The following is a 26,654-nucleotide window of genomic DNA, read 5'->3' on the forward strand; positions in this document are numbered from 1 at the left end:
GAAACTCCGGGGCACGCGGATCGCCGCGCGCCCCGGTCTTCGCTCACCCGTTTTCGCTCACCCGTCCTGGCTCAGTCCGAACGCGGCGTGGTGGATCAGCTCGCCTGCGGGTTCCACCGCCTCGAACGGCAACGCCAGAACGAACTGAGGCGGCACCTCTCCCACCCGCAACCCGGGAAAGGCCCTGAAGCCGAACCGGCGATAATATCCGGGATCTCCCACAAGCGCCGCCCCCTTGCAGAAGGTGCGCAGCCGCGCGATCGCCTCGGCCATCAGCGCGCTGCCGATCCCTTCGCGATGCCGCGACGGGAGGACGGCCAGCGGACCGATCAGCCCCCAGCCCCCGCTCTCCCCGATCCGCGCCATGGAGGCCGCGAGATGACCCACCACCTCGCCTTGATCCTCCGCCACGAGCGAAAGGGTCAACGCATCGTCGGCCCGCAGCCTGTCGACGATATCGGCCTCCGTTCCCGACGCTTGCGGCAACAGCCTCATCGCCTCGATGACGATCCTGCGGATCACAGGGATATCGCTCTCGGTTTCGTTTCGGATCAGCATGTTACGCCCCCTGATTGTCGAGCTGCGGTCGGACGGAGAGACGTCCGCGTCTGGAGATGCGATAGGGTGCACCGGACCGGGATTCGATCAACCGCTTGCGCCGCAACTTGCTGAAGACGCTCAGGTCGAAACCGGACAGGATCATCCCCTCGCGCGTGACGCATGTGACCGAGGTGATCTTGGAGCCGTTTTCCCGTTCATGCAGGATACGGCCACCCAGAGCCAGAACGTGCAACGCACGTTGTTCATTTCGTGATATATTCATAGAAGTCTCGTGTGACAGACGTAAAAAAACGCCCAAGCGCATCTGCGCCCGGCGGCTTAGGGTTCACGCGGCTCTCTGAGGTTCAGAGAGCCATATCACACAAGCTCTGACATCCAGTCTCCATTGACCGAAAGGCAGCCATGGCCGCCTCTCCTTTCCCAACATAGGAAGCGTGATCTGCAGGCGCAACTCGGCGAGGCGAATTGCCTCACCCGGTCGAGGCGTTGCACCCGCCGCTGTTTGCGCTACCATCGCGCACCGGAAAGGGAGGGTGCACATGAGCGTTTTGAATTGGGGGATCCTGGGGGCCGCAAAATTTGCGCGCGAGCACATGGGCCGTGCGATCCATGCGGCCGAGGGCGCGCGGCTGGCGGCCCTGGCGACCTCGAGCGCAGAAAAAGCCAAACCCTTCAAGGCTTTTGCGCCCGATCTTCAGATCCATGACAGCTACGAGGCGCTGCTCGCAGATCCGATGATCGACGTGGTCTATATCCCTCTGCCCAACACGCTCCATGTCGACTGGACGAAGAAGGCGCTCGCGGCGGGCAAGCATGTGCTGACGGAAAAACCGATCGCGATGAAGGCCGCCGAAATCGACGGGCTGATCGCTGCGCGCGATGCCGCGGGCCGCTTCGCCACCGAGGCCTACATGATCGTGCATCATCACCAATGGCAGCTCACGCGACGCTGGATCGACGAAGGCCGGATCGGCGAGCTGCGCCATGCCGATGTCGCGTTCAGCTTCAACAATCCCGATCCCGGCAATATCCGCAACAAGCCCGAGACGGGCGGCGGCTCGATCCCGGACATCGGCGTCTATGCCTATTCTTGCGTGCGTTACGCGGCGCGCGCCGAGCCGGGCACGCTGCGCGCGGTGATCGAGCGCGAGAACGGCGTCGATGTCTTCGCGCAAGTCACCGGCGAGATGAACGGCGCGCAGGGACGGTTCAGCTATGCTGCGATGACGTCGACCCGGCTGCATCCGCGTCAGGAAGTGGTGTTTCAGGGCTCGGAGGGGCTGATCCGGCTCACCTGCCCGTTCAACGCCAATGTCTTCGATCAGGCCGAGGTCACGCTCTACCGCAAAGGCGAGCCCGATCTGGTGCAGCGCTTTCCCGGCGTAAACCAGTATGTCCTGCAGGTGGAGAGCTTCGTGCGCCACGTCACCGAAGGCGCCGACTATCCCTGGACGCTCGAAGACGCGCGCGGCACGCAGGCGATGATCGACAAGGTCTATGCAAGCGAGCTCTGAGCGGGTCGTCGAGAGACGCGCCACGGAAACGATCGCGACGGGGCCGCTCGGATAAGCAAAACTTATCCGAGCTCCGTCCGCATAAGCGAAACTTATCTCAGCGAAGCTTCGGCGGTTTGGTCGGGTCCATGCCGGGGGCGGCGCCGGGAATGATCTCCTGCACCTCCTCCTCGACCGGCTCGGGCACATGCAGCACCAGCCCCTTTTCCAGCAGCAGCTGCGCCGCCGGGTCTTCGGGGTCGAGGAAGGTCACATCGAGCTCGCCCGCATCGAGCCCCGAGAAGGTCAGCGCCTCGCCCATCGCCTTGGCGATGCCGGGCATGAAATGCTCATGCGCGCCGATCACCGCGAGCACATGGCCGCGATGGCCGTCCTCATAGGTCACGCCGCCGAGCACCGCGGCCTGCGCGATACCGGCGAGCTGATCGAGCTTCGCCTCGAAGGCAGGCAGCAAAAGCCCCAGCATCGCAGGCGACAGCCCCGGCGCGGTGAACGCGACCGGACGGCCCTGCGCCTCAGAGGGCGAATGGGAAAGCGTCTCGGTCAGCCAGTCGAGCGCCTCGGGCGGCAACAGCATCGCTGAGTCCGCCACGCCGAGATTGATCCCCAGCCCGATATTCTCGCCCACCAGATGCTGCGCGATCACCCGCCCCGGCAGCGCCGCATAGGGCTGCGGTTCGTCGGAAAATTCGCCCAGACGCTCTTCGGTGTCGAAGACCAGAACGAATTCGCCCTCCTCGGTCGAAAACACCTGCGGGCGGATATTCTCGTCCTCAGGCTCTTCCTCGAGAAGCAGGAACAGCTCGGCATCGGCGAGGCGATCATAGACGGCGAGACGCTTGGCCTCGTTCTCGGGCTCGGCTTCCATCGCGGCATGGGCGCGGTCGTAAGGGGTCATGTCAGCTCCTTCACCCGGGCGCGCAGGACCGGCAGCAGGTCGGTCTCGAACCAGGGGTTTGTCTTCAGCCATCCCGTATTGCGCCAGGACGGATGAGGCAAGGGGAAGAGCCGCGGCGCGTGGTCTCGCCAGCCCGCGACGGTCTCGGTGACGCGCCCCGGCCCGAGATGCCAGCGCTGCGCCGCCCCGCCCACCAGGAGCGTCAGATCGACGGGACCGATCTCGGCCATGACGCGCTCGCGCCAGGTCGCGGCGCAGAGCGGCGGCGGCGGCAGGTCCGCGCCCTTCGCGTCATAGCCGGGAAAGCAAAACGCCATCGGTGCGATGGCGATGCGCGCGCGATTATAGAAGGTCTCGCGGTCGACCCCCATCCAGTCGCGGAGCCGATCGCCCGAACGGTCGTTGAAGGGCAGTCCGGTTTCATGCACCCGCATCCCCGGCGCCTGCCCCACGACCAGAATCCGCGCGCCCGCGCCGAACCAGACCACCGGGCGCGGCGCATGGGCCGTCGCGGTGGCGCGAAACCGCTCTGCGCAAAGCCGGCACGCGGCGATTTCCGCCTGCACCTCGCCCGTCATCTTCCCAATCTGTGCAACAACGCGTTCTTCATTGCATAACCCTCTCGGAATTCGACATAATGACGCCTGAATCCACGCATAGGTGACTTTATTAACAAGACCCGCGCATGGTCTTCTAGTGGCAGGGGCGGCAAACCGGATCACGATGATCGAATTCGAAAATGTCTCCAAGTCCTTCTGGACGGGCAAGCAGCGCAAGGTGATCCTTGATCGCGCCAGTTTCCGCGTGGAACTGGGCAACAGCCTCGGCATTCTCGCGCCCAACGGGACCGGCAAGACGACGATCGTCAACATGATGGCGGGGCTGGAAAAACCCGACGAGGGAGAGGTGCGGCGCAGCTGCCGGGTCTCGTTCCCGCTGGGCTTCATGGGCGGGGTCGTGTCGAAGCACTCGGCGCGGGAAAACGCGCGCTTCATCGCGCGGCTCTACGGGCTCGATCCCGATTACGTGGAGGCCTTCTGCCGCTGGCTGACCGGGATCGAGGAATATTTCGACCAGCCCGTGGGCACCTACAGCTCGGGGATGCGCTCGCGGTTCACCTTCTCCTTGCTGCTGGCGCTGGAGTTTGACATCTACCTGATCGACGAGGGCATGCCCTCGACCACGGATGTCGAGTTCAACCGCAAGGCAGGCTCGATCCTGCGCGACCGGCTGCGCGATTCCACCGTGGTCGTGGTCTCGCACCAGCCCTCGACGATCGAGAAATTCTGCCGCTCGGCGGCAGTGCTGCGCGACGGGCAGCTCTACCAATTCGACACTCTGGAAGAAGCGAAGCGGATGTATGACTACCAGTCCTAAGGTTTCGAAATACCGCATCCGCCGCGACGGGCCCGTCCTTTCGAATGGCACCGCACAACCGGCCGCGCCCGCTGCCGCCGCCCCGCCGCGCAAGCCCCCGGCGGTGGAAGATGCGCAGACCGATCCCGCGACGCTTTTCGACCCGCAGGATGACGGGTTCGGCGACCAGAAATTTCCGACCGCAGGCGGCTCCGAGGTGCTGGCGGCGGGCCAGAAGACGCCCGAGGAAGAGATCGCCGCGATCCGCGCCGAGGGGCTGACCGGACGCCAGCTGCGGCTCGCACGGCGCATGGCGCAGAAACACGGGATCGAGGCCAGCTCGGATTTCGAGGCGGTTCTCCTGCTGCGCCGCAAGGGCGTGGACCCGTTCGACCGCTCGAACATCGTGGCGCTGGTGAAGAACCCGGGCCCCGATGAGGCGACCTCGCGCGCGCTGGCGCGCACCGACGGGCCAGGCGCCGATACGCGCGTGCAGCTGCCCCAGACGGTCCGGCCCGGTCAGGTGCCCGCGACCGAGGTGATGAGCGGGGACCGCCGCGCCGCCGAGATCCTCAAGATCCAGCGCGACATCGCGCGCCGCCGCCGTCGCAAGCTGGCGCTTCTGGCCGCGCGGCTGTCCTTCTTCGTCTTCCTGCCGACGATCATCGCCGCCTATTACTATTTCGCGATGGCCACGCCGATGTATGCCACGAAATCCGCCTTCGTGATCCAGAAAGCCGACGGGATGGGCAATTCAGGGCTGGGATCGCTGTTTTCGGGCACGCAGCTTGCGACGAACCAGGATTCGGTGACGGTGCAATCCTACCTGCAATCGCGCGACGCGATGCTCCGGCTCGACCGCGATCAGGGCTTCAAGACGGCCTTCGAGAACCAGACGATCGACCCGCTTCAGCGCCTGCCGGAGAATGCCACCGACGAACAGGCCTACAAGCTCTATCAGAAGATGGTGAAGATCGGCTACGACCCCTCGGAGGGGCTCGTGAAGATGGAGGTGATCGCGCCCGATCCCAAGGAATCGCAAGAGTTCTCGCAGGCGCTGATCTCCTATGCCGAAGAGCAGGTGGACCAGTTGACCGCGCGACTGCGGGGCGACCAGATGAAGGGCGCGCTCGAGAGCTATCAGGACGCCGAGAACAAGGTCTTCGCCGCGCAGGCCAAGGTCCAGCAATTGCAGGAGAAGGTCGGGATTCTTGACCCGGTCTCGGAGAATTCGCTGGTGATGGGCCAGATCTCGGGGTTCGAGACGCAGCTTCAGCAGAAGCGGCTCGAACTGGGCCAGCTTCTCGACAACGAGCGACCCAACCAGGCGCGCGTCACGGGCGTTCAGGGCGACATCAAACGGCTCGAGGACGCGATTGCGGAGCTGCGCAGCCAGCTGACGACCGACAAGGGCAACACCGAGTCGCTCGCCGCCGTCACCGGCCAGCTCCAGATCGCGCAGGGCGAATTGCAGACCCGCCAGATGCTGCTCTCGGCGGCGGCCCAGCAGATGGAAACCGCGCGGATCGAGGCCAACAAGCAGGTGCGCTACCTCGAGATGGGCGTGCGCCCCGTCGCCCCCGACGAGCCCACCTATCCGCGCGCCTTCGAGAACACGCTGTTGGCTTTCCTGATCTTCTCGGGCATCTATCTGATGCTGTCGCTGACCGCCTCGATCCTGCGTGAACAGGTTTCGAGCTGATCCCGGCGACGCGGCCCATCGCTGCGGAGGATGACATGAAAGACGTGAAAATCGGCGGGCTGACCGTCTCGAACGACCGCCCCCTGACGGTGATCGCGGGCCCCTGCCAGCTGGAGAGCCGCGACCATGCGCTGATGATCGCGCGCGAGATGGCGAAGACCTGCGATCAGGCGGGCGCGCAGTTCATCTTCAAGGCCAGCTATGACAAGGCCAACCGCACCAGCCTCAAGGGCAAGCGCGGGCTCGGGATCGACGCCGGCCTGAAGATCCTCGAAGACGTGCGCGCGGAACTGGGCTGCCCGGTGCTGACCGACATTCACGATGCCGAACAAGCGAAGATCGCGGGCGCGGTAGTGGACGTGATCCAGATCCCCGCCTTCCTGTGCCGCCAGACCGATCTGCTGCTGGCCGCGGGCGAAACCGGCTGTGTGGTGAACATCAAAAAGGGGCAGTTCCTGGCCCCCTGGGACATGCCCAACGTGGCCGAGAAGGTCGCCTCGACCGGCAACGAGAAAATCCTGCTGACCGAGCGCGGCACCTCCTTTGGCTACAACACGCTCGTCGCGGACATGCGCGGGCTGCCCGAGATGATGAAGACCGGCTACCCGGTGATCATGGATGCGACCCATTCGGTGCAACAGCCCGGCGGTCAGGGCGGCTCCTCGGGCGGGCAACGCGAATTCGCGCCGGTGATGGCGCGCGCGGCGGTGTCTCTGGGAATCGCGGGCGTTTTCATCGAGACCCACGAGGCGCCCGATAGCGCGCCCTCGGACGGGCCGAACATGATCCCGCTCAAGGACATGCCGAAGCTGGTGCAGGTGCTGATGGAGTTCGACCGCATCGCCAAGGACAATCCGATCCGGCTGTAAAGAGAGCGGGCGCGCCGTGACCGACGCGCCCTGCCCCAACGCGTTCGGCCGGTCTCAGCTATCGGCCACGAGCTCGGCGCGCTGGCGGCCGAGACCCTCGATCTCCAGCTCGACAACATCGCCCGGACGCAGGTAGCGCGGGGTCTGCATCCCCATCGCGACGCCCGGCGGCGTGCCGGTCGAGATCACGTCGCCCGGATGCAGCGTCATGAATTGCGACAGGTAGCTCACGAGCTTCGCCACGCCGAAGACCATCGTCGACGTCGATCCGTTCTGCATCACCTCGCCGTTGACGCTGAGTTTCATCGCGAGGTTCTGCGGATCGACCACCGCATCGCGCGTCACGAGATACGGCCCGAGCGGACCAAAGCTGTCGCAGCTCTTGCCCTTCGTCCACTGGCCGGTGCGTTCGGTCTGGAAGCTGCGCTCGGAGACATCGTTGGCCAGGACATAGCCCGCCACGTAATCAAGCGCGTCCTTTTCCGAGACATATTTCGCGGGCGTGCCGATGACGATGCCCAGCTCGATCTCCCAGTCGGTCTTTTCCGAACCGCGCGGGATCACGATCGGATCGTTGGGCCCCTGAATGGCGGAGGTGGCCTTCATGAAGATCAGCGGCTCGGGCGGCACCTGCGCGCCGGATTCGGCGGCGTGATCGGCATAGTTGAGCCCGATGCAGATCATCTTTCCGATGCCCGCGACCGGCGCGCCCAGACGGGTGCCCTCGGGCACGACCGGCAGGCTCGTCGGGTCGAGCGAGCCGATCGCGGACAGACCGTCATCGGACAGTACCGCCCCTCCGATATCGCTCACCTGCCCCGACAGGTCGCGCATCACCCCCTGATCGTCGAGCATTCCCGGCTTTTCGGCTCCAATGAGCCCGTGACGAAACAGTTTCATCGCCTCTCCCTCCTGCATTTGGCCCGCATCAAGTCAGGCCCGGCGCGCAGATGCAAGGGGATCAGGTGACGTGCAGGATGAATATCCCCGTGAGCACGATGAGCGCGATCACCAGTGCGGCGAGCACCAGATCGGGCCAGTTGATCCCCGAAACGTCGAGCGCGTCCTCGGCGTCGATGCGCCGGCGCAGGAGCTGCATGCGGATGAAGGCCAGCAGCACGACCACGCCCCCCGCTCCGATCATCGCCACATTCGACCAGACAGGCATATGCGCGCCCGTCAGCTTCGCCGCCGTCAGCCCGACGCCGACGATGGCGATGGCGGTGCGCAACCAAGCAAGGAAGGTGCGCTCATTGGCGGCATGGTCCTTGAAATTGGGGATCATCCGCTGCGCTCCTTGCTGTCGCGGCGCACCAGCCCGCGCACGCCGCCCGAGATCAGAACGTTCACCTCGTAGAGCACGCGCGGCACGCCGAGCCCGCCCGGCGAGGCGAGGTAATGGGGCGACCAGACCGGATCCCATTTTTCCTTGAAGCTGCGCAGCCCCTCGAAGCTGTAGATCCGTTCGCCATGCTCATAGAGGAACCCGCCCAGCCGGTGCCAGATCGAGGCGAGGCGGTGACGCTCGATCCCCGAAAACGGCGCATTGCCGAGGCGGAACCAGCGAAAACCCTGCGCCTGCGCCCACAGGATCATCTCGGTGAAGAGCTGGTTCATCCCCCAGCCCGGACAGCGCCCGTCATAGCGCATCAGGTCGATGCAAATCTCGACCCCCGCGCCGTTCATCAGGTTAGCGAAGGCGATGATCGCGCCGTCGGGGTCACGCAGCACGGCGATGTCGAAATTGACGATGTAATCTTCGGTGAAGGCGCCGAGCGCGAAGCTTTTCTCCTCGCCCTGTTTCTGCGCGAGCCAGGCATCGGAGATCGCGCGCAGCTCGGGCAGATGGGCGGGCACCTCGGCAGCGGGCAGAATCTCGAAGCGGTAGCCGTCGCGCCGCCCCTTCGAGAGGGCATAGCGGAAATTCTTCTTCTTCGGCCCGTCGAGGGTGAAGGTCGACAGGTCGATCCGTGCGGTCTCGCCGATCTTCACGATCGACAGGCCCATATCGAGAAAGACCGGCAGGTAGCGCGGCGAGACGCCGTAGAAGGCACATAGCCGCCCCATCCGGTCGGCTTTCTCGCGCAGGGCCCAGATCAGGTCGGTCGCGGCCTCCTCCTCGCCCACGGGATCGGCGCGCGCGATCAAAGCGCGGCCGGTATCGGCATAGGCGATGAAGGCGCGGCCCTCGGGATCGAGCAGCACCTCCTTGTCGCCCATCAAGCTCAGCTGCGCCTCGGCATCGTCGGAGCGCGCGAGGATGTCGCGCACCGCCTGCGGGATGTCCTGACGCGGGCGCAGGCGCTTGCGGCTGCTCAGGATCGAACCGAGCGCGATGATCGCCAGCGCCACCGACGCCCCGACCGTGCCGCGCAGGAAACGCGAGGCCTCGCCCTTCCAGGCGAATTGCCACCAGAGCGCATCGCGGTATTCGACATGTTTATAGGCGAAGAAACCGATCCAGGTGATCGCCACGACCAGCGCGGTGACCGAGACGAACCAGCGCAGGTCGAGCCGGAAGACCGACGCGTCCTGCACCCGATAGAAGGCCTGCCGGAACACGATCAGCAGCGCCCCTGCGATCACCATCGTCGCCGCCTGCTCCCATTCGAGCCCCCTCACCAGAGAGGTCACGATCCCGATCGACAGCAGGATGAGCGCCATGATCCAGGCGCGGGTAAGACGTTGGAAGAGACCGCGCGCGAGCACGATCAGCAAGACGCCGGTGACCGAGGCGGTCAGGTGCGAGAACTCCACCAGCGGCAGCGGCAGCACGTCGCGCAACAGATCCAGCCGCGTACCCTCGGCCGGGACGGAGCCCGACAGCAGCAGCACCACGCCCGCGACAAGCGACACACCCGAGGCGAGTGGAGGGATCAGCGGCCCCATAACGGCAAGCGCGAGATCGGCCGCGCCGTCGAGGCGGTGACGCTGCGCCCAGAGCCAGCCCGCCGCCAGCCCGAGCGTCGCCATCAGAAACGGGTAGAGCGTGTAGACCACGCGATAGAGCACCAGCGCCGCGAGCAGATCCGAGCGCGCGCCCGCGCCAAGCCCCGCGATCACGGTTGCCTCGAAGACGCCCAGCCCACCCGGCGAATGGCTCGCGATGCCAAGCCCGATCGCCGCCATGAAGATCACGAAGAAATAGGCGAAATTTCCGCCCAGATCGGGCGGCAGCAGCACCCAGAGCGTGAGCGAGGCGAAGAGCAGATCGGCCATGCCCGCGAGCATCAGAAGGCTGGCGGTGCTGGCGCGTGGCAGATCGGCCTCGATCCCGCGCCAGCTCAGGTGGCGGGACGTGCGCCCGAGCATGACCATCAGCGCGCCCAGCGCGAGGAGCATCGCGATCCCCGTCAGGCTTTCGAGCGCCGGCGCGATCGGCAGCACGCCCGAAAGCCCCTTCGGGTGAAAAAGCATCAACAGGCCCAGAAGCGCGGCCAGCCCCGTCCAGAACCCGCTCCACGAGGTGCCCAGTGCCAGCGCCGCACGGTGGAAGGGCACACCGGCGGCGACATAGGTGCGTAGCCGCACCGCGCCGCCTGTCAGGTAAGAGACCCCGAGCAGGTTCGAGATCGCATAGCCCGCGGCGCCGATCAGGTAGGCGGTGCGCGGGCGCACGATCACCGGCGCCACCGCTCCCAGCGAAATCACGTCGTAAAAGGCAATCGCGAGATAGCTTGCCGTGGTGGCCGAAAGCGCGAGAAGGAGCGCCCGCGGGCTCGCCGCGCCGATATCCGCGGCGACCCTGGCGGGGATCACATCACCGGCGAGCCTGTGCAGCACCAGAACCGCGATCGCGAGCACCAAAAGCGGCAGGCCGAGCTTGACGGACGGGTGATCGGCCCAGCGATGGAGCCGCGCGCCGAAGCTCTCGGCGGTGCCGGACGAGAGCGCGGGCGGGGTCTGCGCCGCGTCGCTGGTGGTGACCTGGCGGGTCTGTTGCGTCTTCGTCATCTCGTCACCCCACCGGAGCCACGCGGCACCCGGACCTTCTCGTCAAATACAACTCACCGCACCCCTCTTCGATGGGCGTTCGGGCCGGTGGTTACAATAGCTCTGCCGCCGCGCTCCTGCGATGGTGATCATGCGGGAGCAAGCGCCGCGCTGGCTTTCACGGCTCCGCCTCGCGTATGATCGCTCGCCGCGAGCCAGAATCACGCCCCCGCGGCTCCTGAAACATCCGCACCCTCAGGCCTCCGATCCGCGCGCGATGCCATAGCCCCGGCCGAATCCCGGGTTCGTTTCAAGAGCTATCACGGCAAATGTGAGCGCCTGTTCACGCGCCCGTGGTGCGAGTGAAACCTTTGTCATGTCTTTTGACAAGCGGCGCGCGGGGCTGCGCGCCAGCAAAGACAGGGACCGCCTGGCGCTTGCCGGGTCGACAGGCTGGGGCGCATCGCGGCGCCGCTCACCCTTGGTCATATTCGCGTGAGCCGGAGTGGTCGCAAGGGTGTGAGTGCGCCACCCTTAAGGCTTAGAGCCGCGCAGTGATGCCGCAGCGGCGTGATCGACCGGCTGCGCAGGGAGGGATCCCCCTCAAAATCTGCAAAGATCTGAATATGTCGGAACGGATCACCCCGCCGCGCGTTGCTCGTGAAAACAAACCGTGGAACCGGGCAAGGGAGACAAGGGACAGTGACGCGTTCGATCGTTCGTCGCCGACCATGCCCGGGTTTCGTCTGAAAACGGAGCCAGCCCATGCAAATCACCGAGACGCTTGGCCTGTTGCTCGCCCTGAGCTTCATCATCTCGCTTCTGGCGCTGACGATCCTGATCTGGGCGATCGCGAACAAGCAGGTTCACACCCCCGACGCCGACGACGCGCGCACGATCTTCACCCCCGGCGAGGGCGCGGAGATCGACGAGCCGAACAAGCCCCACCATTTCGACACAGAGCGCAGCGGGATCGACCGGGTCTCGGCCGGCCCGGTGATGTGGCTGATCGCGGCGGCGGTGTTCTGGCTTATCTTCGGCTCTCTCCACGGGCTCGCGGCCTCGCTGGAATTGCACCTGCCCGACCTGATGTCGGGAAGCGCGCAGATGACCTTCGGGCGGATGCGCACGGTGCATCTGAACTCGGTCGCCTATGGCTGGGCTTCTCAGGCCGGACTTGCGGCGGTGTTCTGGATCATCCCGCGCATTTTCCACAGCCGGCTGCGCCTGGTGGGGCTGGTGAAGCTTGGGTTCGTGCTGTGGAATATCGGCGTGGCTGCAGGCGTCATGGCGATTGCGAATGGCTGGACCGACGGGCTCGAATGGCTCGAAATCCCGTGGCAGATCGACATCGTTCTGGCACTCGGCGCGGCCTGTTTCGTGGCACCGCTGATCGCGACCGCAAAGCATCGCGAAGTGCATCACATCTACGTCTCGGGCTGGTATTTCCTTGCCGCCATCTTGTGGTTCCCGGTCCTGTTCATCGTCGCCAACATTCCCGGCGTCCATCACGGAGTCGAGCAGGCCACGATGAACTGGTGGTATGCCCATAACGTGCTGGGCCTGTGGCTGACGCCGCTGGGCGTGGGGACGGCCTATTACTTCATCCCGAAGATCATCGGGAAACCGATCTATTCCTACGCTGTCTCGCTGGTGGGGTTCTGGGCGCTGGCGCTGTTCTATTCGCAGGTCGGCATCCACCACCTGATCGGCGGCCCGGTGCCGACCTGGCTGGTGACGCTCTCGGTGGTGCATTCGGTGATGATGTTCGTCCCCGTGATCGCGGTGGCGATCAACCAACATGTGACGGTGGCGCGCAATCTCTGGGCGCTCAAGGAATCGATGCCGCTGCGTTTCATCTGGTTCGGTGCCCTGAGCTACACCGCCGCCTCGTTCCAGGGCTCGATCGAGGCGCTGCGCTCGGTCAACACGATCACCCATTTCACCCATTACACGGTCGGCCACGCCCATCTTGGCGCCTATGCGTTCGTGAGCCTCGTGCTGATGGGCGCGATCTATCAGATCGTGCCGCGCGCGACGGGCAAATACTTCCCCTTTCCGCGCCTGATCGCATGGCATTTCTGGCTCAACTTGATCGGGTTTGCCGTCTATTTCCTGTCGCTCACCATCGGCGGCGTGTTGCAAGGCCTTGCACAGCTCGACGCGACCAAGCCCTTCGCCGACAGCGTGATCTTGCTCAAACCTTACCTTGAGGGGCGCTCGCTGGGCGGTGGGCTGATGACGCTGGGCCATGTGCTGCTGGCGATCAACCTCATCGCGCTCGGCTTCGCCAAGAAGACCCGTGAGACCGAAACCGACAACATGGTGGCAGCAGAATGAACCGCTATCTTCCTCTCGCAATCACGGCGCTCGCGATCCTCGCGATGGCGACCCTGTTTCTCGTCATCGCGCCGGGCATGCAGATCGGCGCTCAGGGGCCCTCGCCGGGGCTCAAACCCTATACCGAGGCCGAGGCGCGCGGGCGTGACGTCTATGTCTCGATGGGCTGTCTTTACTGCCACTCGCAGCAACCGCGCTCGATCGCGCAGGCACCCGATGCCGAACGGGGGTGGGGCCGCGCCTCGGTGGCGGGCGATTACGCCTATGACGCCCCGCATCAACTCGGGACGATGCGCACCGGGCCGGACCTGATGGACATTGGCGACCGCCTGCCCTCGCAGGGTTGGCAACTCACCCATCTCTATCAGCCGCGCGCGATCTCGAGCTGGTCGATCATGCCCGCCTATCCGTTCCTGTTCGAGCACAAGGACGAACCCGGTCCGGGCGATGTCGTGGTGCGCCTGCCCACCCCTTACGCGCCTGAGACTGGCGTGATCGTGGCCAAGCAGGATGCGCTCGATCTGGTCGCGTATCTGCAAGGCATGAAGCGCCAATACGCCCCGCCGACGGATGGCCTGCGCGACGATGGCTACGCGCTGATCGCCGCCCAGCAGCAAAAGCAAACCGATGCCGCCAAGGCGTCGAACTGAGCCGAGGGAGAGGATGATGAGTGACAAGATGAAGCAAGATCCCCGGCTCCCCGACGAGACCTTCGAGCCCTTCGAGGAATCCCGGCGCATCCCGCTGCCGGTCTACTGGATCGCGATCGCGCTGGCGATCTGGGGCGTGATCATGCTGGTCGAGACAAGCCATTCGACGCAGGTGGCCGACAAGGAACGCGCGGCGCAGAACGCGCAGGACGTGACGGCCACCGCGCCGGTGACCGCCGAGCCCGCCGCAGCGCAGGGTCATGCGCTCTTCACCGCCAATTGCGCGACCTGCCATGGCGATTTAGGCGCCGGCTCCACCGGCGCCGTGCCGCCGCTTGCGAAATCCGATCTAGTTCAGGCAGGCGGCGCCGAGGCGGTCGCACGGATCGCGCTGCGCGGCATCGACGGGCCGATCGCGGTGAATGGCGTGACCTATGACGGGCATATGCCGAATTTCGCCTCGGCGCTCGATGACAAGCAGCTCGCCGCGATCGCGAGCTATGTCGCGACCAGCTTCGACAGCGCCAAGGACGGGATCGCGCCCACAAAGGTAGCCGAGCTGCGCAAGGCGGACGCGGGTAAAGACCCTTGGGCCGGAGGTGCAGAGCTGGCCAGCGCGATCGAGGGCCTGCCCGCGCAACCCGCGCGCCCTGCCCCGGCCCCCGCCATGGCGGCCACGCAATCGGCCGATGTCGAGACGCTGGTGAAGACGGGCGCGGGCGATATCTGGGCCTGCGCGAGCTGTCACGGCGACAAGGGTCAGGGCATGGAGACCACGCCGCGACTGGCGGGCCTGCCCGCCGCCTATATCGCCAAGCAGTTGCATGATTTCCAGCAAGGCACCCGGTTCAACGACTCGATGGCCTATGTCGCAAAAGCACTCAGCGAAGAGCAGATCCAGGCGCTGGCCGCCCATTACGCGGTGATGCGCGCGCCCTCGACAGCGCGGCCCTCGTTGAAAGGCGACCTGGCACGGGGCGAGCAGATCGCGCGCGAGGGCGATTGGTCGATCGGCGTGCCCGCCTGTTTCACCTGTCACGGCCCTTCGGGTTTTGGCGTAGCGCCCGATTTCCCCGCACTCGCCGCCCAACACCCCGCCTATACGGCGCGTCAGCTTGCCATGTGGGCGGGCGGGTCGCGCCATAACTCGCCGCTCGGCCTGATGGCCGGGATCGGCAAAGCCCTCAATGATGCGGATCGCCGCGCGGTGGCCGATTATCTCGCCTCGCTCGCGCCGGTGCCCGCCACCCCGAAAACCGAGCTGGCCGCGATCGACGCATCCATCCCGGTGAGCGAAGGAGACGTCCAATGACGCGCAAACATCCCTCCGACCTTCCCCAACCCGGCGCCGACAAGCCCTCGCGCGGGCAGACCACGGTGCGGGTGATCCTCGCCGTGGGCGGGGGGCTTGCGCTGGTGGTGCTTGGCTCGCTCGTTGTGGATTACGGGCTCGCGCCGAGCTGGTTGACCGGGCAGAAAGCCGCGCGATCGACGGCGGCCGCAGATGGTGAGGGCGAGAAGGCGAAACTCTTCACGCCGCCAGATGAGAGCGCGATCCCCGATGACGAGTTCGGCCAGTCCGTGCGTCGCGGCATGGCGATCTTCCTCGATACCGGGACCAATGCGCATGACTTCGTGGGCAACGATCTGAGCTGTTCGAACTGCCACCTCGACGCGGGCCGCCAAGCCTATTCCGCGCCGATGTGGGCGGCCTACCCGGTCTATCCCAAATACCGGTCCAAGAACAAAATGGTGAATACCATGGAGGACCGGATCAAGGGGTGCTTCACCTATTCGATGAACGCCCAAGCCTCGCCTTCGGGTGGCCCGCCACCCTATGGCTCCGATGTCTATCGCGACCTTCAGGCCTATTTCTTCTGGATGTCGAAGGGCCTGCCCACGGGCGAAAAACCCGAAGGCGCCGGCTTCGGCAAGATCGACAAGCCGGAAAAAGAACCCTCGCGCGAGCGCGGCGAGGCGGTCTTTGCGGCCAATTGCGCGGTCTGCCATGGCGCGGACGGTCAGGGCCAGAAGGATATCAACGGCAAGGTCGTGTTCCCGCCGCTCTGGGGGCCGCGCAGCTACAACTGGGGCGCTGGGATGCACAAGGTCGATGCCGCCGCCGCCTTCATCAAGCACAACATGCCGCTGTCGCAACCCGGCAAGCTGAGCACGCAGGAAGCCTGGGACGTGGCCGCTTTCGTCGACAGCCACCCGCGTCCGAAAGATCCGCGTCAGGTGGGCGATATCACCGTCGAGGACGGGCTCAAGAAATGGCACCACAGCCACGACGGGTTCTATGGCCAGACCATCGACGGGGTGCTTCTGGGCACCGGCTTCCCGCAAGAGAGCCAGGCCGCCGCGCCGGCTGCGGGAGATAATTCGGGCGGCTGAATGCCAGGCCCTCGCAAGACAGACGAACCGGCGCAGCGATGCGCCGGTTTTCCTTTGCGCATGGCGAGAGACTGGCACGCGCCACTCCGCCACCGAGCCTGCCCTGCAAATCCATGCTTGCGTCATGGCGCGCACCCTGCGATATGTTTCACCGAACATATTGAAAGGAGCCCCCATGTCCTTCCCCCGTCTCTTGGCCGCCGCACTGGCATGCGCCAGTCTCGCCCTGCCCGCCCACGCAGGCGAAGTGACGATCTTCGCGGCCGCCTCGATGAAAACCGCGCTCGATCAGATCGCGCAGAACTGGCAAAGCGAAACCGGCGACACGGCCCATATCTCCTATGCGGGCTCGGGGGCATTGGCCCGCCAGATCACCGCCGGAGCGCCAGCGGATATCTTCATCTCGGCCAATCCCGGCTGGATGGATGAGGTGGCCAAGACCGGGCGCGTCGCCGAGCGAGAAGATCTTCTGGCCAATCGCCTCGTGCTGATCGCGCATGACCCTGAGGCCCAGCCGGTCGAGATCGGTCCCGATCTCGACCTCAAGGGGTTGCTGGGGGGCGGCAAGCTTGCGATGGCGCTGGTGACGGCCGTGCCTGCGGGGCAATACGGCAAGGCGGCGCTCGAGCATTACGGGCTCTGGGCGGCGATCGAGCCCGATGTCGCGCAGGGCGACAATGTGCGCGCCACGCTCGCGATGGTCGCGATTGGCGCGGCCCCTTACGGGATCACCTATGCAAGCGACGCGGTGGCCGAGCCCCGCGTGCATGTCGTCGCCCAATTTCCCGATGACAGCCACCCGCCGATCCGCTATCCCGCGGCGCGGCTCTCCGATAGTGCCGAGGCGCGCAGTTTCTATGCCGCGCTGAGCACGCCCGAGGCCCAGGACATCTTTACCGCGCAAGGGTTCGACGTATTGAAATGAGCTGGCTCTCCCCCTCCGACTGGCAGGCGGTCGCGCTCTCGCTGAAGGTGGCGGGCTGGGCGACGGCGCTCTCGCTGCCGCCGGGGGTGTTCATGGCCTATGCGCTGGCGCGCTGGCGGTTTCCGGGGCGCGGGCTTGTCAACGGGGTCGTGCATCTGCCGCTGATCCTGCCGCCCGTCGTCACCGGCTACCTGCTGTTGATCGGCTTCGCACCGAACGGGGTGATCGGGGGAGTGTTGGCAAAGCTCGGGATCACGCTGGCCTTCACCTGGCGCGGCGCGGCGCTGGCCGCCGCCGTGATGGCCTTTCCGCTGATGGTGCGCGCGATCCGGCTCGCGATCGAGGCGGTGGACCCGAAACTCGAAGAGGCCGCCGCCACGCTCGGCGCCTCGCGCCTTTGGGTTTTCGCGACGATCACCCTGCCCCTGATCGTGCCCGGCATCCTCGCCGGTGCGATCACCGCCTTCGCCAAGGCGATGGGCGAGTTCGGCGCGACGATCACCTTCGTCTCGAATATCCCCGGCCAGACCCAGACCCTGCCGCTCGCGATCTATTCGCAGTTGCAGGTGCCGGGCGGCGAGGCGAGCGCTGCGCGGCTCGCCGCAGTCTCGGTGACGCTGGCGCTCGGGGCCCTTCTTGCCTCGGAATGGCTCGCGCGGCGCATCGCGGCCCGGATCGCGGGAGGAAACGGCTGATGCTCGAGATCGCGCTTCACCATCGCCATACGGGCTTCACGCTGGATATCGGCCTGCGCGCGCCGGACGGGGTCACGGCCCTGTTCGGCCCCTCGGGCGCGGGCAAGACGACGGTGGTGAACGCGGTTGCGGGCCTCCTGCGCCCCGAGCGTGGCCGGATCGCGGTCAATGGCGAGGTGCTTCTGGATACCGAGGCCGGGATCTTCCTGCCGCCGCACGCGCGCCGCGTCGGCTATGTCTTTCAGGACGCGCGCCTTTTCCCGCATCTGAGCGTGAAATCGAACCTGCTTTACGGGCGGCGCTTCGCCAGCTCGCGCAAGGACGGATCAGAGATCGACCGCATCGTCGAGATGCTCGGCCTCGGCGCGTTGCTCGAGCGTCGCCCCGCCTCGCTTTCAGGCGGCGAAACGAGCCGTGTCGCGCTCGGGCGGGCGATCCTGTCCAATCCGCGCATGCTGTTGATGGACGAACCGCTGGCCGCGCTCGACGCGGCGCGCAAAGCCGAAATCCTTCCGTATTTCGAACGCTTACGCGACGAAGTTCAACTCCCCATTCTTTATGTCAGCCACGCCCCGGCCGAGGTCGCCCGCCTCGCCACCACCGTCGCGCTGATCGAAGCGGGACACCTGCGCGGCATCGGACCCGCGCGCGAGATCCTGTCGGACCCGAGCCTCGCGCCCGCTCTGGGAATGCGCGAAGCGGGCGCGGTGATCTCGGGCCGTGTGGTGGCGCAGGAAGAGGACGGGCTCGCCCGGATCGAGACGGCGGGCGGCGAGGTGCTGTTGCCCTACCCCTCGGGCCAACCGGGTCAGGCGCTGCGCCTGCGCATCCATGCGGGCGACGTGACGCTTTCGGTCCCTCGCCCCGCAGGGCTTTCGGCGCTCAACATCCTGCCCGTGGTGATCAAGCAGATCCGCCCCGCCGACGGCCCGAGCGTTTACCTGCGCCTCGCGCTTGGGGGGGAACACCTGCTCGCACGGCTCACCACCCGCTCGGTCTCAGCCCTTGGCCTGACCGAGGGAAGGATGTGCCACGCGATCATCAAGGCGATGTCGGTGGCCTCCGAGGATGTCGGTTAACCCGCGAGCAGCGCCGCGTTGCCGCCCGCCGCCGTGGTATCGACGCACAGATGCCTCTCGTGCACGACATCGGTTTTCTGCACCGCACCCGTGGTGAGCGACAGGATCGGGCCGTCGCGCTTCGCGAGCGCCTGCACATAGGCGCGCGGGTCGCCACCCCACCAGATCACCCCCGCGATATCTTGAAGTGTCGCAAGCACTTCCGGCGCGATTTTGCCATCGGCCCCGACCGCGATCCCGCCCAGATTCTCGACGGCCTTGATCTGCGCGACCTGCGCAGCTTCCCCCGGCCCGAGGCACAGGATGGGCCCGCGTGCAAAGCGGCGCAGCGTGTTGGCCTCGCCCGTCGGACCCGGCAGTTCCAGCGTATCGAGCGGCCCCGCAGACTCGGCCTTCGCCGCCGCCTTCGCGAGGCGTTTGCGCAGGCTGTCGAGATCGGCCTTGTGGCCCCATTCGCCATCCTTAGCGGGTGCGTCCGGCGCCAGCGCAAAGCGCGTGAGATACAGCGGCCCTCCCGCTTTCGGCCCCGTGCCCGATAGCCCCTCACCGCCGAAAGGCTGCGAGCCCACGACTGCGCCGATCTGGTTGCGGTTGACATAGAGGTTGCCGACATGGAGCGCGTCGGTCGCCTCCTGCACCCGGTTGTCGATCCGGCTGTGCAACCCTGCGGTCAGACCGTAGCCGGTCGCGTTGATCGCCTCGAAGACCTGCTCGATCTCCTCGGCGCGATAGGTCGCGACATGCAGGACCGGGCCGAACACTTCGCGCTCCAGATCGGCGATACCCGAGACTTTCACCATGGTCGGCGCGATGAAATGTCCCTGCGTGGGGGCGTCGAGCTTGTGCAGCACACGGCCCTCGGCCTCGGCCTGCGCGATATAGGCGGCGATATCGCCCTGCGCTTCGGCGTCGATCACCGGGCCCACATCGGTGGACAGATGCCACGGATCGCCCAGCGTCAGTTCGTCCATCGCGCCCTTGATCATCGCGATCAGCCCCTCGGCCACGTCCTCCTGCACATAGAGGCAACGCAGCGCCGAACAGCGCTGACCCGCCGACTGGAAGGCCGAGGCGATGATGTCGCGCGTCGCCTGTTCGGGCAGCGCGGTCGAATCCACGATCATTGCGTTCAGACCGCCGGTTTCCGCGATCAGCGGCGCGTGCGGGTCGAGGTTTTCGGCCATCGCGCGGCGGATCATCTTCGCGGTTTCGGTCGAGCCGGTGAAAGCCACGCCCGCAATCTTCGGGTTGGAGGTCAGCGCGGCGCCGACCGTCTCGCCCTGACCGGGAAGCAGTTGCAGCACGTCGCGCGGCACGCCCGCGTCATGCATCAAGCGCACGGCGATGGCGGCCACGAGCGGCGTCTGCTCGGCCGGTTTCGCGATCACGCCATTGCCGGCTGCCAGCGCCGCCGAGATCTGCCCGGTGAAGATCGCCAGCGGGAAGTTCCACGGGCTGATCGCGGCGAAGATGCCGCGCGGGGTCGGGTCCTGCTCCTCGGCTTGTGCCGCGTAATAGCGCAGGAAATCAACGGCTTCACGCAGTTCGCCCACGGCATCGCGCTGGCTCTTGCCCGCTTCCTTGGCGAGCACGGCGAAGAAGGGCCCGAAGTTTTCCTCATAAAGATCGGCCACGCGGCGCAGGATCGCCGCGCGATCCAAGACCGGCGCCTGCCAGGCGCGTGCGGCCTCGATGGCAGAGGCCACGCAGGCCGCGTCGGCCTCGGTAACCTTCGCCACTTCCTCGCCCGTCGCCGGGTTAAGCACCGCGACCGTCTGGCCCGACGCCTCGCCCGCGACCAGCGGCCCCGCATCCGGGATCGCCACGTCGCGCGCAGCCTCGATCCGGGCGAGCGTCTCTTCATCGGTCAGGTCGAACCCGGCCGAGTTGATGCGCCCCTCACCGAAGATGCGCGACGGATGGTGCAGCATCGCCGAGCGTTCCGCATTCGCCAACTGCACGACCGGGTCTTCCGCGATCGTCTCGGGTGCCACGTCCTCATCGACGATCTGATGCACGAAGGAAGAATTCGCCCCGTTCTCGAGCAGGCGACGCACCAGATAGGCGAGCAGGTCGCGATGCGCGCCGACGGGGGCGTAGATGCGGCAGCGGGTGCCCTCTTCGCGGTGGACGATCTCGTGCAGACGCTCGCCCATGCCATGCAGGCGCTGGAATTCGAAGGGGCGGCCCTCGGCCATCTCGAGGATCGCCGCGACCGAATGGGCGTTATGGGTGGCGAATTGCGGATAGATGCGGTCGGTGTAGCTGAAGAGCTTGCGCGCATTGGCAAGATAGCTGACATCCGTCGCCGCTTTCGTCGTGAACAGCGGGAAATCGGGCAGGCCCTCGACCTGCGCGAGCTTCATCTCGGTGTCCCAATAGGCGCCCTTCACAAGACGCACCATGATCTTGCGGTCGAGCGTTTCCGCCAGTGCGCCCAGCCAGTCGATCACGAGGCTCGCGCGCTTGCCATAGGCCTGCACGACGACGCCGAACCCGTCCCAGCCGGCCAGCTCGGGGTCCGACAGCACCTCGCGGATGATCTTGAGCGAGATCACCAGACGGTCCTGTTCCTCGGCGTCGATATTGAGGCCCATGTTCCCGGCCTTCGCGGCCTTCGCCAGATCACGCAGCACCGGCACGATCTCGGCCATGGCGCGCTCTTCCTTGGCGACCTCGTAGCGCGGATGCAGCGCCGAGAGCTTCACCGAGATGCCGGGGTTTTCCGCAACGGGACGGGTCTTGCAGACCTTCGCGATCGCCGCGATGGCGTTGGCGTAGTCCTTGGCGTAGCGTTTGGCGTCCGCGGCGGTGCGTGCGGCCTCACCCAGCATGTCGTAGCTGTAGGTATAGCCGCGATCTTCGAGCTTCTTCGCGCGGGACAGGGCACCCTCGATCGTCTCCCCCAGCACGAACTGGCGGCCCATTTCCTTCATCGCGCGGCTGACAGCGGCGCGGATCACCGGCTCGCCCAACCGGCGGATCGCGCCGCGCAGCACCCCCGCCATACCGGGCTTTTCGTCCTCGAGCACACGGCCCGTGAGCATCAGCGCCCAGGTCGAGGCATTGACCATCGAGGAGGACGCCGTGCCCATGTGCTTGCCCCAGTCGGAGGGCGCGATCTTGTCCTCGATCAGAGCGTCGATCGTCTCGGCATCGGGCACGCGCAGCATCGCCTCGGCCAGACACATCAGCGCCACGCCCTCCTGCGTCGAGAGGCCATATTCAGCGAGGAAATGCTCCATCAGCGTGGGCTTCGCCTCGGAGCGGATGCGGCGCACGAGGTTCGCGGCACGCCTGGAGATATGCGCGCGGATCGCAGGGACGAGGTCGGCCGTTGCCTGAAGGCGGGCCAGAAGCTCTGCTTCATCGGCGAATTTGGCCTCGGTGGTGAACGGATCGAAGGAAACGCGCATCTCTGAACCTCCCGGACAGGTTGTTTGTCCGAGGATACGGGATTTCGATTAGGCGTTTTGTCCGATCTTGATCTACTATCTAGTCGAACAGAACTATTTTCTGGGACAATAAAGACGATGATTGAAGAGCTGGATGCGATCGACAGGCGAATCCTGAAGGAACTGATCGCCGATGCGCGCCTGCCAGTGGCCGAGCTCGCGCGTCGCGTGGGCCTGTCGAAGACCCCAGTCGCCGCCCGGATCAAGCAGATGGAGGAAAGCGGGCTGATCAAAGGCTACCGCGCGATGATCTCTCCGATGAAGCTGGGTCTCAGCCATGTCACCTATATCGAATTGCGCTTGAGCGACACACGAGAGAGCGCGCTCAAGGCATTCAACGCGGCGGTGCGCGCGATCCCCGAGGTGGAGGAATGCTACATGATCGCGGGCGGCTTCGATTACCTTGTGAAGATCCGCGCCCGCGACATGGCCGATTACCGGCGCATCATGGCCGAGGAACTCTCGACCCTGCCCCATGTGCATTCCTCCTCGAGCTATGTCGCGATGGAGACGGTGGTGGAGAACAGCGCACCACCGCTGGAGTGACCCGTAGGGCCGCGCCCGATCGCCGGGTGGCGCGGGAAATTCGCTGAGGGCTTCCTTGGCACGGAGCGACCAGCCCCGGGCCGCGCCCGACCTCCACCCGGGAGGGCGCATTGGTGATGTCAGTGCGCGTTCAAGCGACCTTCGGGCTTTTGAGATAAAGCGATGACCACACGCGTAGCGACCGCCCTCCCATGGCTCGGGCGGGCCCCTCATCGCTAAAGTCCGTCCGCACCGCAGCAAAAAAGGCGGCAGGTTTCCCCGCCGCCCCTGATCCGATCAGGACGCGATCACTCGCCCTGTTTCTTGATCCGGCCGTCGATCTTGGGCGCGACGGTCTTCTGGGTCTCGATATAGGTGATCACGTCATTGGCCATCAGGTTGCCGTTACCCGCGTTCACGATGACCTTGCCGCCGCCGAGCGCGGTATAACCGTCGCCGCCGCCGAGCATGTAATCGTTCGTCGCGACCTTGTAGACCTTGTTGATGTCGAGCGGCGCGCCCCCCACGGTCACGGAAACCACGCGCGAGCCAGCCGGGGCCGAGGCGTCATAGACCACATCCATGCCGGCGATCTGCGGGAAGCGGCCTGCACCCTTTTCAACCTGGCTGAAACCGTTCTCCAGCGCGGACAGAAGCTGCGAGCCGGGGATTTCGGTCACGACGGTCTTGTTGCCGAAGGGCAGCTCGGTCAGCACGTCCTTGCGGGTCAACTGGTGGCCCGCGTCATAGGTGGTATCGCCGCGAATGCCGCCGCCATTGATCAGCGTCACATCGGCCTTGGTCGCCGCAAGAAGTGCATCGGCGATCAGGTCGCCCATCGTGCTCTCTTCCGAGCGCACCACGTTGCGACGCGAATCGAGCGCGGTCTCGGAGGTGCCGATGACCTGGCCGAGATTGTCGTCGAGCTGCTTCTTGAAGCCGTTCACCAGCTCCATCGATTCCGGGTCGGGCGTGACGGTCGCGGTGTCGATCCAGCGGAAATTCGGCTCCCAGCTGATCTTGCGCTTGCCGTCCTTCTCGGAGATCTCGACGGCCAGGTCGAGCGGTTGCAGATAGCGCGCGTCGATCGAGGTCTCCACGTAAGCGGTGATGCCATCGTAGAACATCGCGTTGAGGTGGTCGTCGCCCGACATGATGACGTCGAAATCATGGCTCGCGATCAGTTCGCGGTCGTTCGACATGTCGGTCTGCACCACGCCGATCACCAGATCCGCCCCATCCTCGCGCGCTTTCTTGGCTGCGGCGATCGCGGTGTCGACGGTGGGCTGGAACTTCAGATCGCCGGAATTCGCGACCTCGGGAGTGGTGTCCTGCGCGACCGGGATCAGCGCGACCTTGAGGCCGGCGATCTCTTTCATCATCACGCCGCCAAGGCCCTGAATGGGCGAGCCGTCGGCTTGGGTGATGTTGATCGCGGCCCAGGGATAATTGGACACTGCCATCTTCTGCTCGAAGTTTTCCGGGCCGAAGTCGAACTCGTGGTTGCCGGGAACGGCGATGTCGAAGGGCACGAGGTTCGTCAGGTCGATCGTGTTCTGACCCTCGTCGATCCCTGACAGCAGCGAGGGCGAAAGCATGTCGCCATCGAAGACGTAAAGCGTGTTGGGGTTGTTGGCGCGCTCGGCCTTGGCCACCGCATTGAGCCGCGCGAAACCGCCGCTCTCGCCGTCCCCGTCGAAATTATAGATATCGCCGACGCCGAGAATGGTGAGCTTCACGGTCTCGGCCTGCACCGGCGCGCTGGCCATGAGGCCGGTCGTGGCAGCCCCGAGCAACAGGGCGGTGAGACGGCGCTTGAAATCGGACATTTCTGTCTCCCTGCGATTGGTTATGAATCCTTCCACCCGCTCAGACCAAAGGGCGTGGCGCGGGCCGCGGGGCAATGATTAGCCATCTCCGAAAATGGCGCAAACCTCTTCTGAGGCTACCTTGCGTTAACAACCGCGTGCACGGCGAAAAGCGACGGCAAATGCAACGGGGCGGCGGCAAGCGCCGATCCGCAAGAAACCTCAGCCGATTTTGACGAGATCATTATGCACAGTCGGTTCAATCTCGCTCATACAGCCTTCGAGGATGCTCAGCCCCTTGGGCCTTTTCTCACGGTAGCGGATGATCTTCTTGAGTTCGGGATAATGGGACCAGTCCCAGCTTGAATAGCTTCCGCCCGCGACACAGGCGATCTGGCGCATGGTAAAGCCGAAACGGTCCTCGCAGACGACCTCGACGATGGTGCCGACGCGCACCGGGCAGCCCTTTCCATCGTGTCGGATCCACGGGCCCCAGTCATCTTCGCCCGGATCGGATGATCGTGCCGACATCTCTTTCCCCCAGATCGTTGCAACACCCCCAAGTGCCGGGTCAGGGACCGCGCATCACCGCGGCCGATCTCGGCTCAGGCCGCGCCCTCGCACAGACGCCCCATGACCTGCATCGCCGCCCCCTCGCTGACCCGCGCGGGATCGCACAGCGCGAAAACCAGATCGCCCTGCGGCAGGATGCGAGCCAGAAGCCGGCCCTGTTTCATCGTGAAATTCAGCCCCGAAAGATCCTGCTCGCCGAAGCGCTCGCCGTAGATCGTGCGCAGCGCGTTGACCAGATCGGCGCTGGCATGTCCCGCGCGCAGGATTTCCTCCGGTGCGCCGTGGAGCGGGTCGATTTCGCGCATCTGCGGCACGATCCGACCTGCCGCGAGCACGCCCTCGTCGAGCCCCTCATGGGCCAGCGCCTCGCGGCACTCTCGCGAAAGGCGCAGCGCACGGGCGATATCGTCGGGCAGTCGGATCTGGGCCGGGGCCTCGGGCTCAAATGCGGCCTCGGGCTCAAGTGCAGGCTCACATGCGGCTTCGGGCTCGAATTCGGGCTCGGGGACGGACTCGCAGGTGATCACCGGCTCGGCAGTGACGGGCAGCGGTTCGCGGGCGCGCTCGCCTCCCGGAAAGCGCAGAACCTTGCCGCCGCTGCCCGGCGGAACCGGGGCCGTGCGGGCCGCAGCTCTGGCATCGAGCACAGCGCAATCCGCGACGCCTTCGCCCTTCGGCGTGGAGACATGCCGGAACTCCCGCACCGCCTCGAGCAACGCCGCGCCGCCTGTCTGCACGAAGCCCTCTTCGGAGGCCAGGGCCTGTCCCAGACGCTCGCGCGCGCCGCTGACAAAGAGACAGCGATCGAACCAGTTCGCGCTCTCGCGCTCGACCCGCATCAGCAAGCGCGCGCGGTCGTTATCCGAACGCAGCTTGTCGGCGCGCGAGATCGCAAGAATGCAGTTCTCGGGACGGGCCGAACCCAGCGCTTCGATGAGGGATTTCTCGGTCAGCCGCCAGGCCTGCGATGCGATGGTCACCCAGATCATCAGATCGGCCGAGCCGATGAGCGCGATCTGTTCGTCGCTGAGATCTTCCGCCTGCGTCAGCGGCACCTCGATCAGCTCGATCCCGCGCAGATGCGGCTGAGGGGACCACAGATGCAGCTCGCACACCTCCGCATCCCCCTCCGACACGATCCGTCCGTCGGCATCACGCAGCTCGCGACCGGGCGTCGCGCGCCAGTTCGCGTAGACCACGGGACGCTGGTCGCGCCCCAGATTGTCCTCAATTAGACGCTCGCGCAGAAGCGCGTTGAGAACGGTAGACTTTCCCGAGTTCACCTCGCCGCAGATCACCACCCGCACCGGCTTGCGCTCGAGCAGAACAGCGGTGTGCTCACCTATCGCCTTGTGCATCATCTCGTTTGCCCCCCTC

At 65.8% G+C, this 26,654-nt stretch carries 23 protein-coding genes; 12 read left to right on the forward strand and 11 right to left on the reverse strand.

What is annotated here, in order from left to right:
* Positions 1 to 57: 57 nt before the first annotated feature.
* Both BMI90_RS08525 and BMI90_RS08530 read right to left on the reverse strand, forming a co-directional pair.
* Entirely contained in the window at positions 58 to 558 is a 501-nt protein-coding gene (locus tag BMI90_RS08525) for an N-acetyltransferase (protein ID WP_078528248.1), read from the reverse strand.
* Between the two features lies 1 nt (position 559).
* Complete coding sequence (locus BMI90_RS08530) at positions 560 to 823, reverse strand: YjhX family toxin (protein WP_078528251.1); 264 nt, start codon at positions 821 to 823, stop codon at positions 560 to 562.
* 277 nt (positions 824 to 1,100) lie between these two features.
* Here BMI90_RS08530 and BMI90_RS08535 point away from each other — a divergent pair, with 277 nt between their 5' ends.
* Entirely contained in the window at positions 1,101 to 2,075 is a 975-nt protein-coding gene (locus BMI90_RS08535) for a Gfo/Idh/MocA family oxidoreductase (protein WP_078528254.1), read from the forward strand.
* Between the two features lie 97 nt (positions 2,076 to 2,172).
* Here BMI90_RS08535 and BMI90_RS08540 read toward each other — a convergent pair whose 3' ends face one another.
* Entirely contained in the window at positions 2,173 to 2,973 is an 801-nt protein-coding gene (locus BMI90_RS08540) for an SseB family protein (RefSeq protein WP_078528256.1), read from the reverse strand.
* Complete coding sequence (locus BMI90_RS08545; protein ID WP_078528258.1) at positions 2,970 to 3,551, reverse strand: uracil-DNA glycosylase family protein; 582 nt, start codon at positions 3,549 to 3,551, stop codon at positions 2,970 to 2,972. Before BMI90_RS08545 ends, BMI90_RS08540 begins: the two co-directional genes overlap by 4 nt.
* Before the next feature lie 145 nt (positions 3,552 to 3,696).
* On the opposite strand from BMI90_RS08545, the gene BMI90_RS08550 reads away from it, so the two are divergent.
* The 3 genes from BMI90_RS08550 to kdsA are packed head-to-tail and all read left to right on the forward strand — an operon-like array spanning position 3,697 to position 6,900.
* Entirely contained in the window at positions 3,697 to 4,350 is a 654-nt protein-coding gene (locus BMI90_RS08550; RefSeq protein ID WP_078528260.1) for an ATP-binding cassette domain-containing protein, read from the forward strand.
* Positions 4,334 to 6,031 carry a capsule biosynthesis protein gene (locus BMI90_RS08555; protein ID WP_078528262.1) on the forward strand — a complete coding sequence of 566 codons (1,698 nt, stop codon included), beginning with the start codon at positions 4,334 to 4,336 and terminating at the stop codon, positions 6,029 to 6,031. The genes BMI90_RS08550 and BMI90_RS08555 overlap by 17 nt, the downstream gene beginning before the upstream one ends.
* A gap of 35 nt (positions 6,032 to 6,066) precedes the next feature.
* Positions 6,067 to 6,900, forward strand: a complete 834-nt coding sequence (gene kdsA, locus BMI90_RS08560; protein ID WP_078528264.1) for a 3-deoxy-8-phosphooctulonate synthase — start codon at positions 6,067 to 6,069, stop codon at positions 6,898 to 6,900.
* A gap of 54 nt (positions 6,901 to 6,954) precedes the next feature.
* On the opposite strand, the gene BMI90_RS08565 is transcribed toward kdsA, so the two are convergent.
* The 3 genes from BMI90_RS08565 to mprF all read right to left on the reverse strand — a co-directional run bounded on the left by BMI90_RS08565 (position 6,955) and on the right by mprF (position 10,854).
* A complete protein-coding gene (locus BMI90_RS08565; RefSeq protein WP_078528266.1) occupies positions 6,955 to 7,800 on the reverse strand; it encodes a fumarylacetoacetate hydrolase family protein in 846 nt (281 codons plus the stop codon).
* Positions 7,801 to 7,861: 61 nt separating this feature from the next.
* Entirely contained in the window at positions 7,862 to 8,185 is a 324-nt protein-coding gene (locus tag BMI90_RS08570) for a DUF202 domain-containing protein (RefSeq protein ID WP_078528268.1), read from the reverse strand.
* Positions 8,182 to 10,854, reverse strand: coding sequence for a bifunctional lysylphosphatidylglycerol flippase/synthetase MprF (gene mprF / locus BMI90_RS08575; RefSeq protein WP_078528270.1), 2,673 nt, complete (start codon positions 10,852 to 10,854; stop codon positions 8,182 to 8,184). The genes BMI90_RS08570 and mprF overlap by 4 nt, the downstream gene beginning before the upstream one ends.
* Before the next feature lie 744 nt (positions 10,855 to 11,598).
* Between mprF and BMI90_RS08580 the strand changes: the two genes are divergently transcribed.
* From BMI90_RS08580 to modC, 7 genes are all read left to right on the forward strand, one after another.
* Complete coding sequence (locus tag BMI90_RS08580) at positions 11,599 to 13,173, forward strand: cbb3-type cytochrome c oxidase subunit I (protein WP_246831523.1); 1,575 nt, start codon at positions 11,599 to 11,601, stop codon at positions 13,171 to 13,173.
* A complete protein-coding gene (locus tag BMI90_RS08585; RefSeq protein ID WP_078528272.1) occupies positions 13,170 to 13,823 on the forward strand; it encodes a cbb3-type cytochrome c oxidase subunit II in 654 nt (217 codons plus the stop codon). The genes BMI90_RS08580 and BMI90_RS08585 overlap by 4 nt, the downstream gene beginning before the upstream one ends.
* Before the next feature lie 16 nt (positions 13,824 to 13,839).
* Positions 13,840 to 15,135 (forward strand): c-type cytochrome, encoded by a 1,296-nt coding sequence (locus BMI90_RS08590; protein WP_168172747.1) that lies wholly within the window; start codon positions 13,840 to 13,842, stop codon positions 15,133 to 15,135.
* Positions 15,132 to 16,217: a c-type cytochrome gene (locus BMI90_RS08595; RefSeq protein ID WP_078528276.1), complete on the forward strand. Its 1,086-nt coding sequence runs from the start codon at positions 15,132 to 15,134 to the stop codon at positions 16,215 to 16,217. The genes BMI90_RS08590 and BMI90_RS08595 overlap by 4 nt, the downstream gene beginning before the upstream one ends.
* Before the next feature lie 175 nt (positions 16,218 to 16,392).
* Entirely contained in the window at positions 16,393 to 17,142 is a 750-nt protein-coding gene (gene modA / locus BMI90_RS08600; protein WP_078528278.1) for a molybdate ABC transporter substrate-binding protein, read from the forward strand.
* Positions 17,139 to 17,837, forward strand: a complete 699-nt coding sequence (gene modB, locus BMI90_RS08605) for a molybdate ABC transporter permease subunit (RefSeq protein WP_078528280.1) — start codon at positions 17,139 to 17,141, stop codon at positions 17,835 to 17,837. The genes modA and modB overlap by 4 nt, the downstream gene beginning before the upstream one ends.
* Positions 17,837 to 18,916, forward strand: a complete 1,080-nt coding sequence (gene modC, locus BMI90_RS08610) for a molybdenum ABC transporter ATP-binding protein (RefSeq protein WP_146671249.1) — start codon at positions 17,837 to 17,839, stop codon at positions 18,914 to 18,916. Before modB ends, modC begins: the two co-directional genes overlap by 1 nt.
* On the opposite strand, the gene putA is transcribed toward modC, so the two are convergent.
* Positions 18,913 to 22,332 (reverse strand): bifunctional proline dehydrogenase/L-glutamate gamma-semialdehyde dehydrogenase PutA, encoded by a 3,420-nt coding sequence (gene putA / locus BMI90_RS08615; protein WP_078528282.1) that lies wholly within the window; start codon positions 22,330 to 22,332, stop codon positions 18,913 to 18,915. The two genes, modC and putA, sit on opposite strands and share 4 nt — an antisense overlap.
* 117 nt (positions 22,333 to 22,449) lie before the next feature.
* Here putA and BMI90_RS08620 point away from each other — a divergent pair, with 117 nt between their 5' ends.
* Positions 22,450 to 22,917, forward strand: coding sequence for an Lrp/AsnC family transcriptional regulator (locus tag BMI90_RS08620; RefSeq protein WP_078528284.1), 468 nt, complete (start codon positions 22,450 to 22,452; stop codon positions 22,915 to 22,917).
* 287 nt (positions 22,918 to 23,204) lie between these two features.
* Here the strand turns inward: BMI90_RS08620 and BMI90_RS08625 are convergent, their stop codons facing one another.
* The 3 genes from BMI90_RS08625 to BMI90_RS18740 form a co-directional block, all read right to left on the reverse strand.
* Complete coding sequence (locus tag BMI90_RS08625) at positions 23,205 to 24,725, reverse strand: bifunctional UDP-sugar hydrolase/5'-nucleotidase (protein ID WP_078528286.1); 1,521 nt, start codon at positions 24,723 to 24,725, stop codon at positions 23,205 to 23,207.
* A 201-nt stretch (positions 24,726 to 24,926) separates the two neighbouring features.
* Positions 24,927 to 25,235 (reverse strand): hypothetical protein, encoded by a 309-nt coding sequence (locus BMI90_RS08630; RefSeq protein ID WP_078528289.1) that lies wholly within the window; start codon positions 25,233 to 25,235, stop codon positions 24,927 to 24,929.
* A gap of 74 nt (positions 25,236 to 25,309) precedes the next feature.
* A complete protein-coding gene (locus BMI90_RS18740; RefSeq protein WP_078528292.1) occupies positions 25,310 to 26,638 on the reverse strand; it encodes a GTPase in 1,329 nt (442 codons plus the stop codon).
* Positions 26,639 to 26,654 lie beyond the last annotated feature (16 nt).

The sequence above is a fragment of the Thioclava sp. L04-15 genome (genome assembly GCF_002020275.1).
Classification (GTDB): domain Bacteria; phylum Pseudomonadota; class Alphaproteobacteria; order Rhodobacterales; family Rhodobacteraceae; genus Thioclava; species Thioclava marina.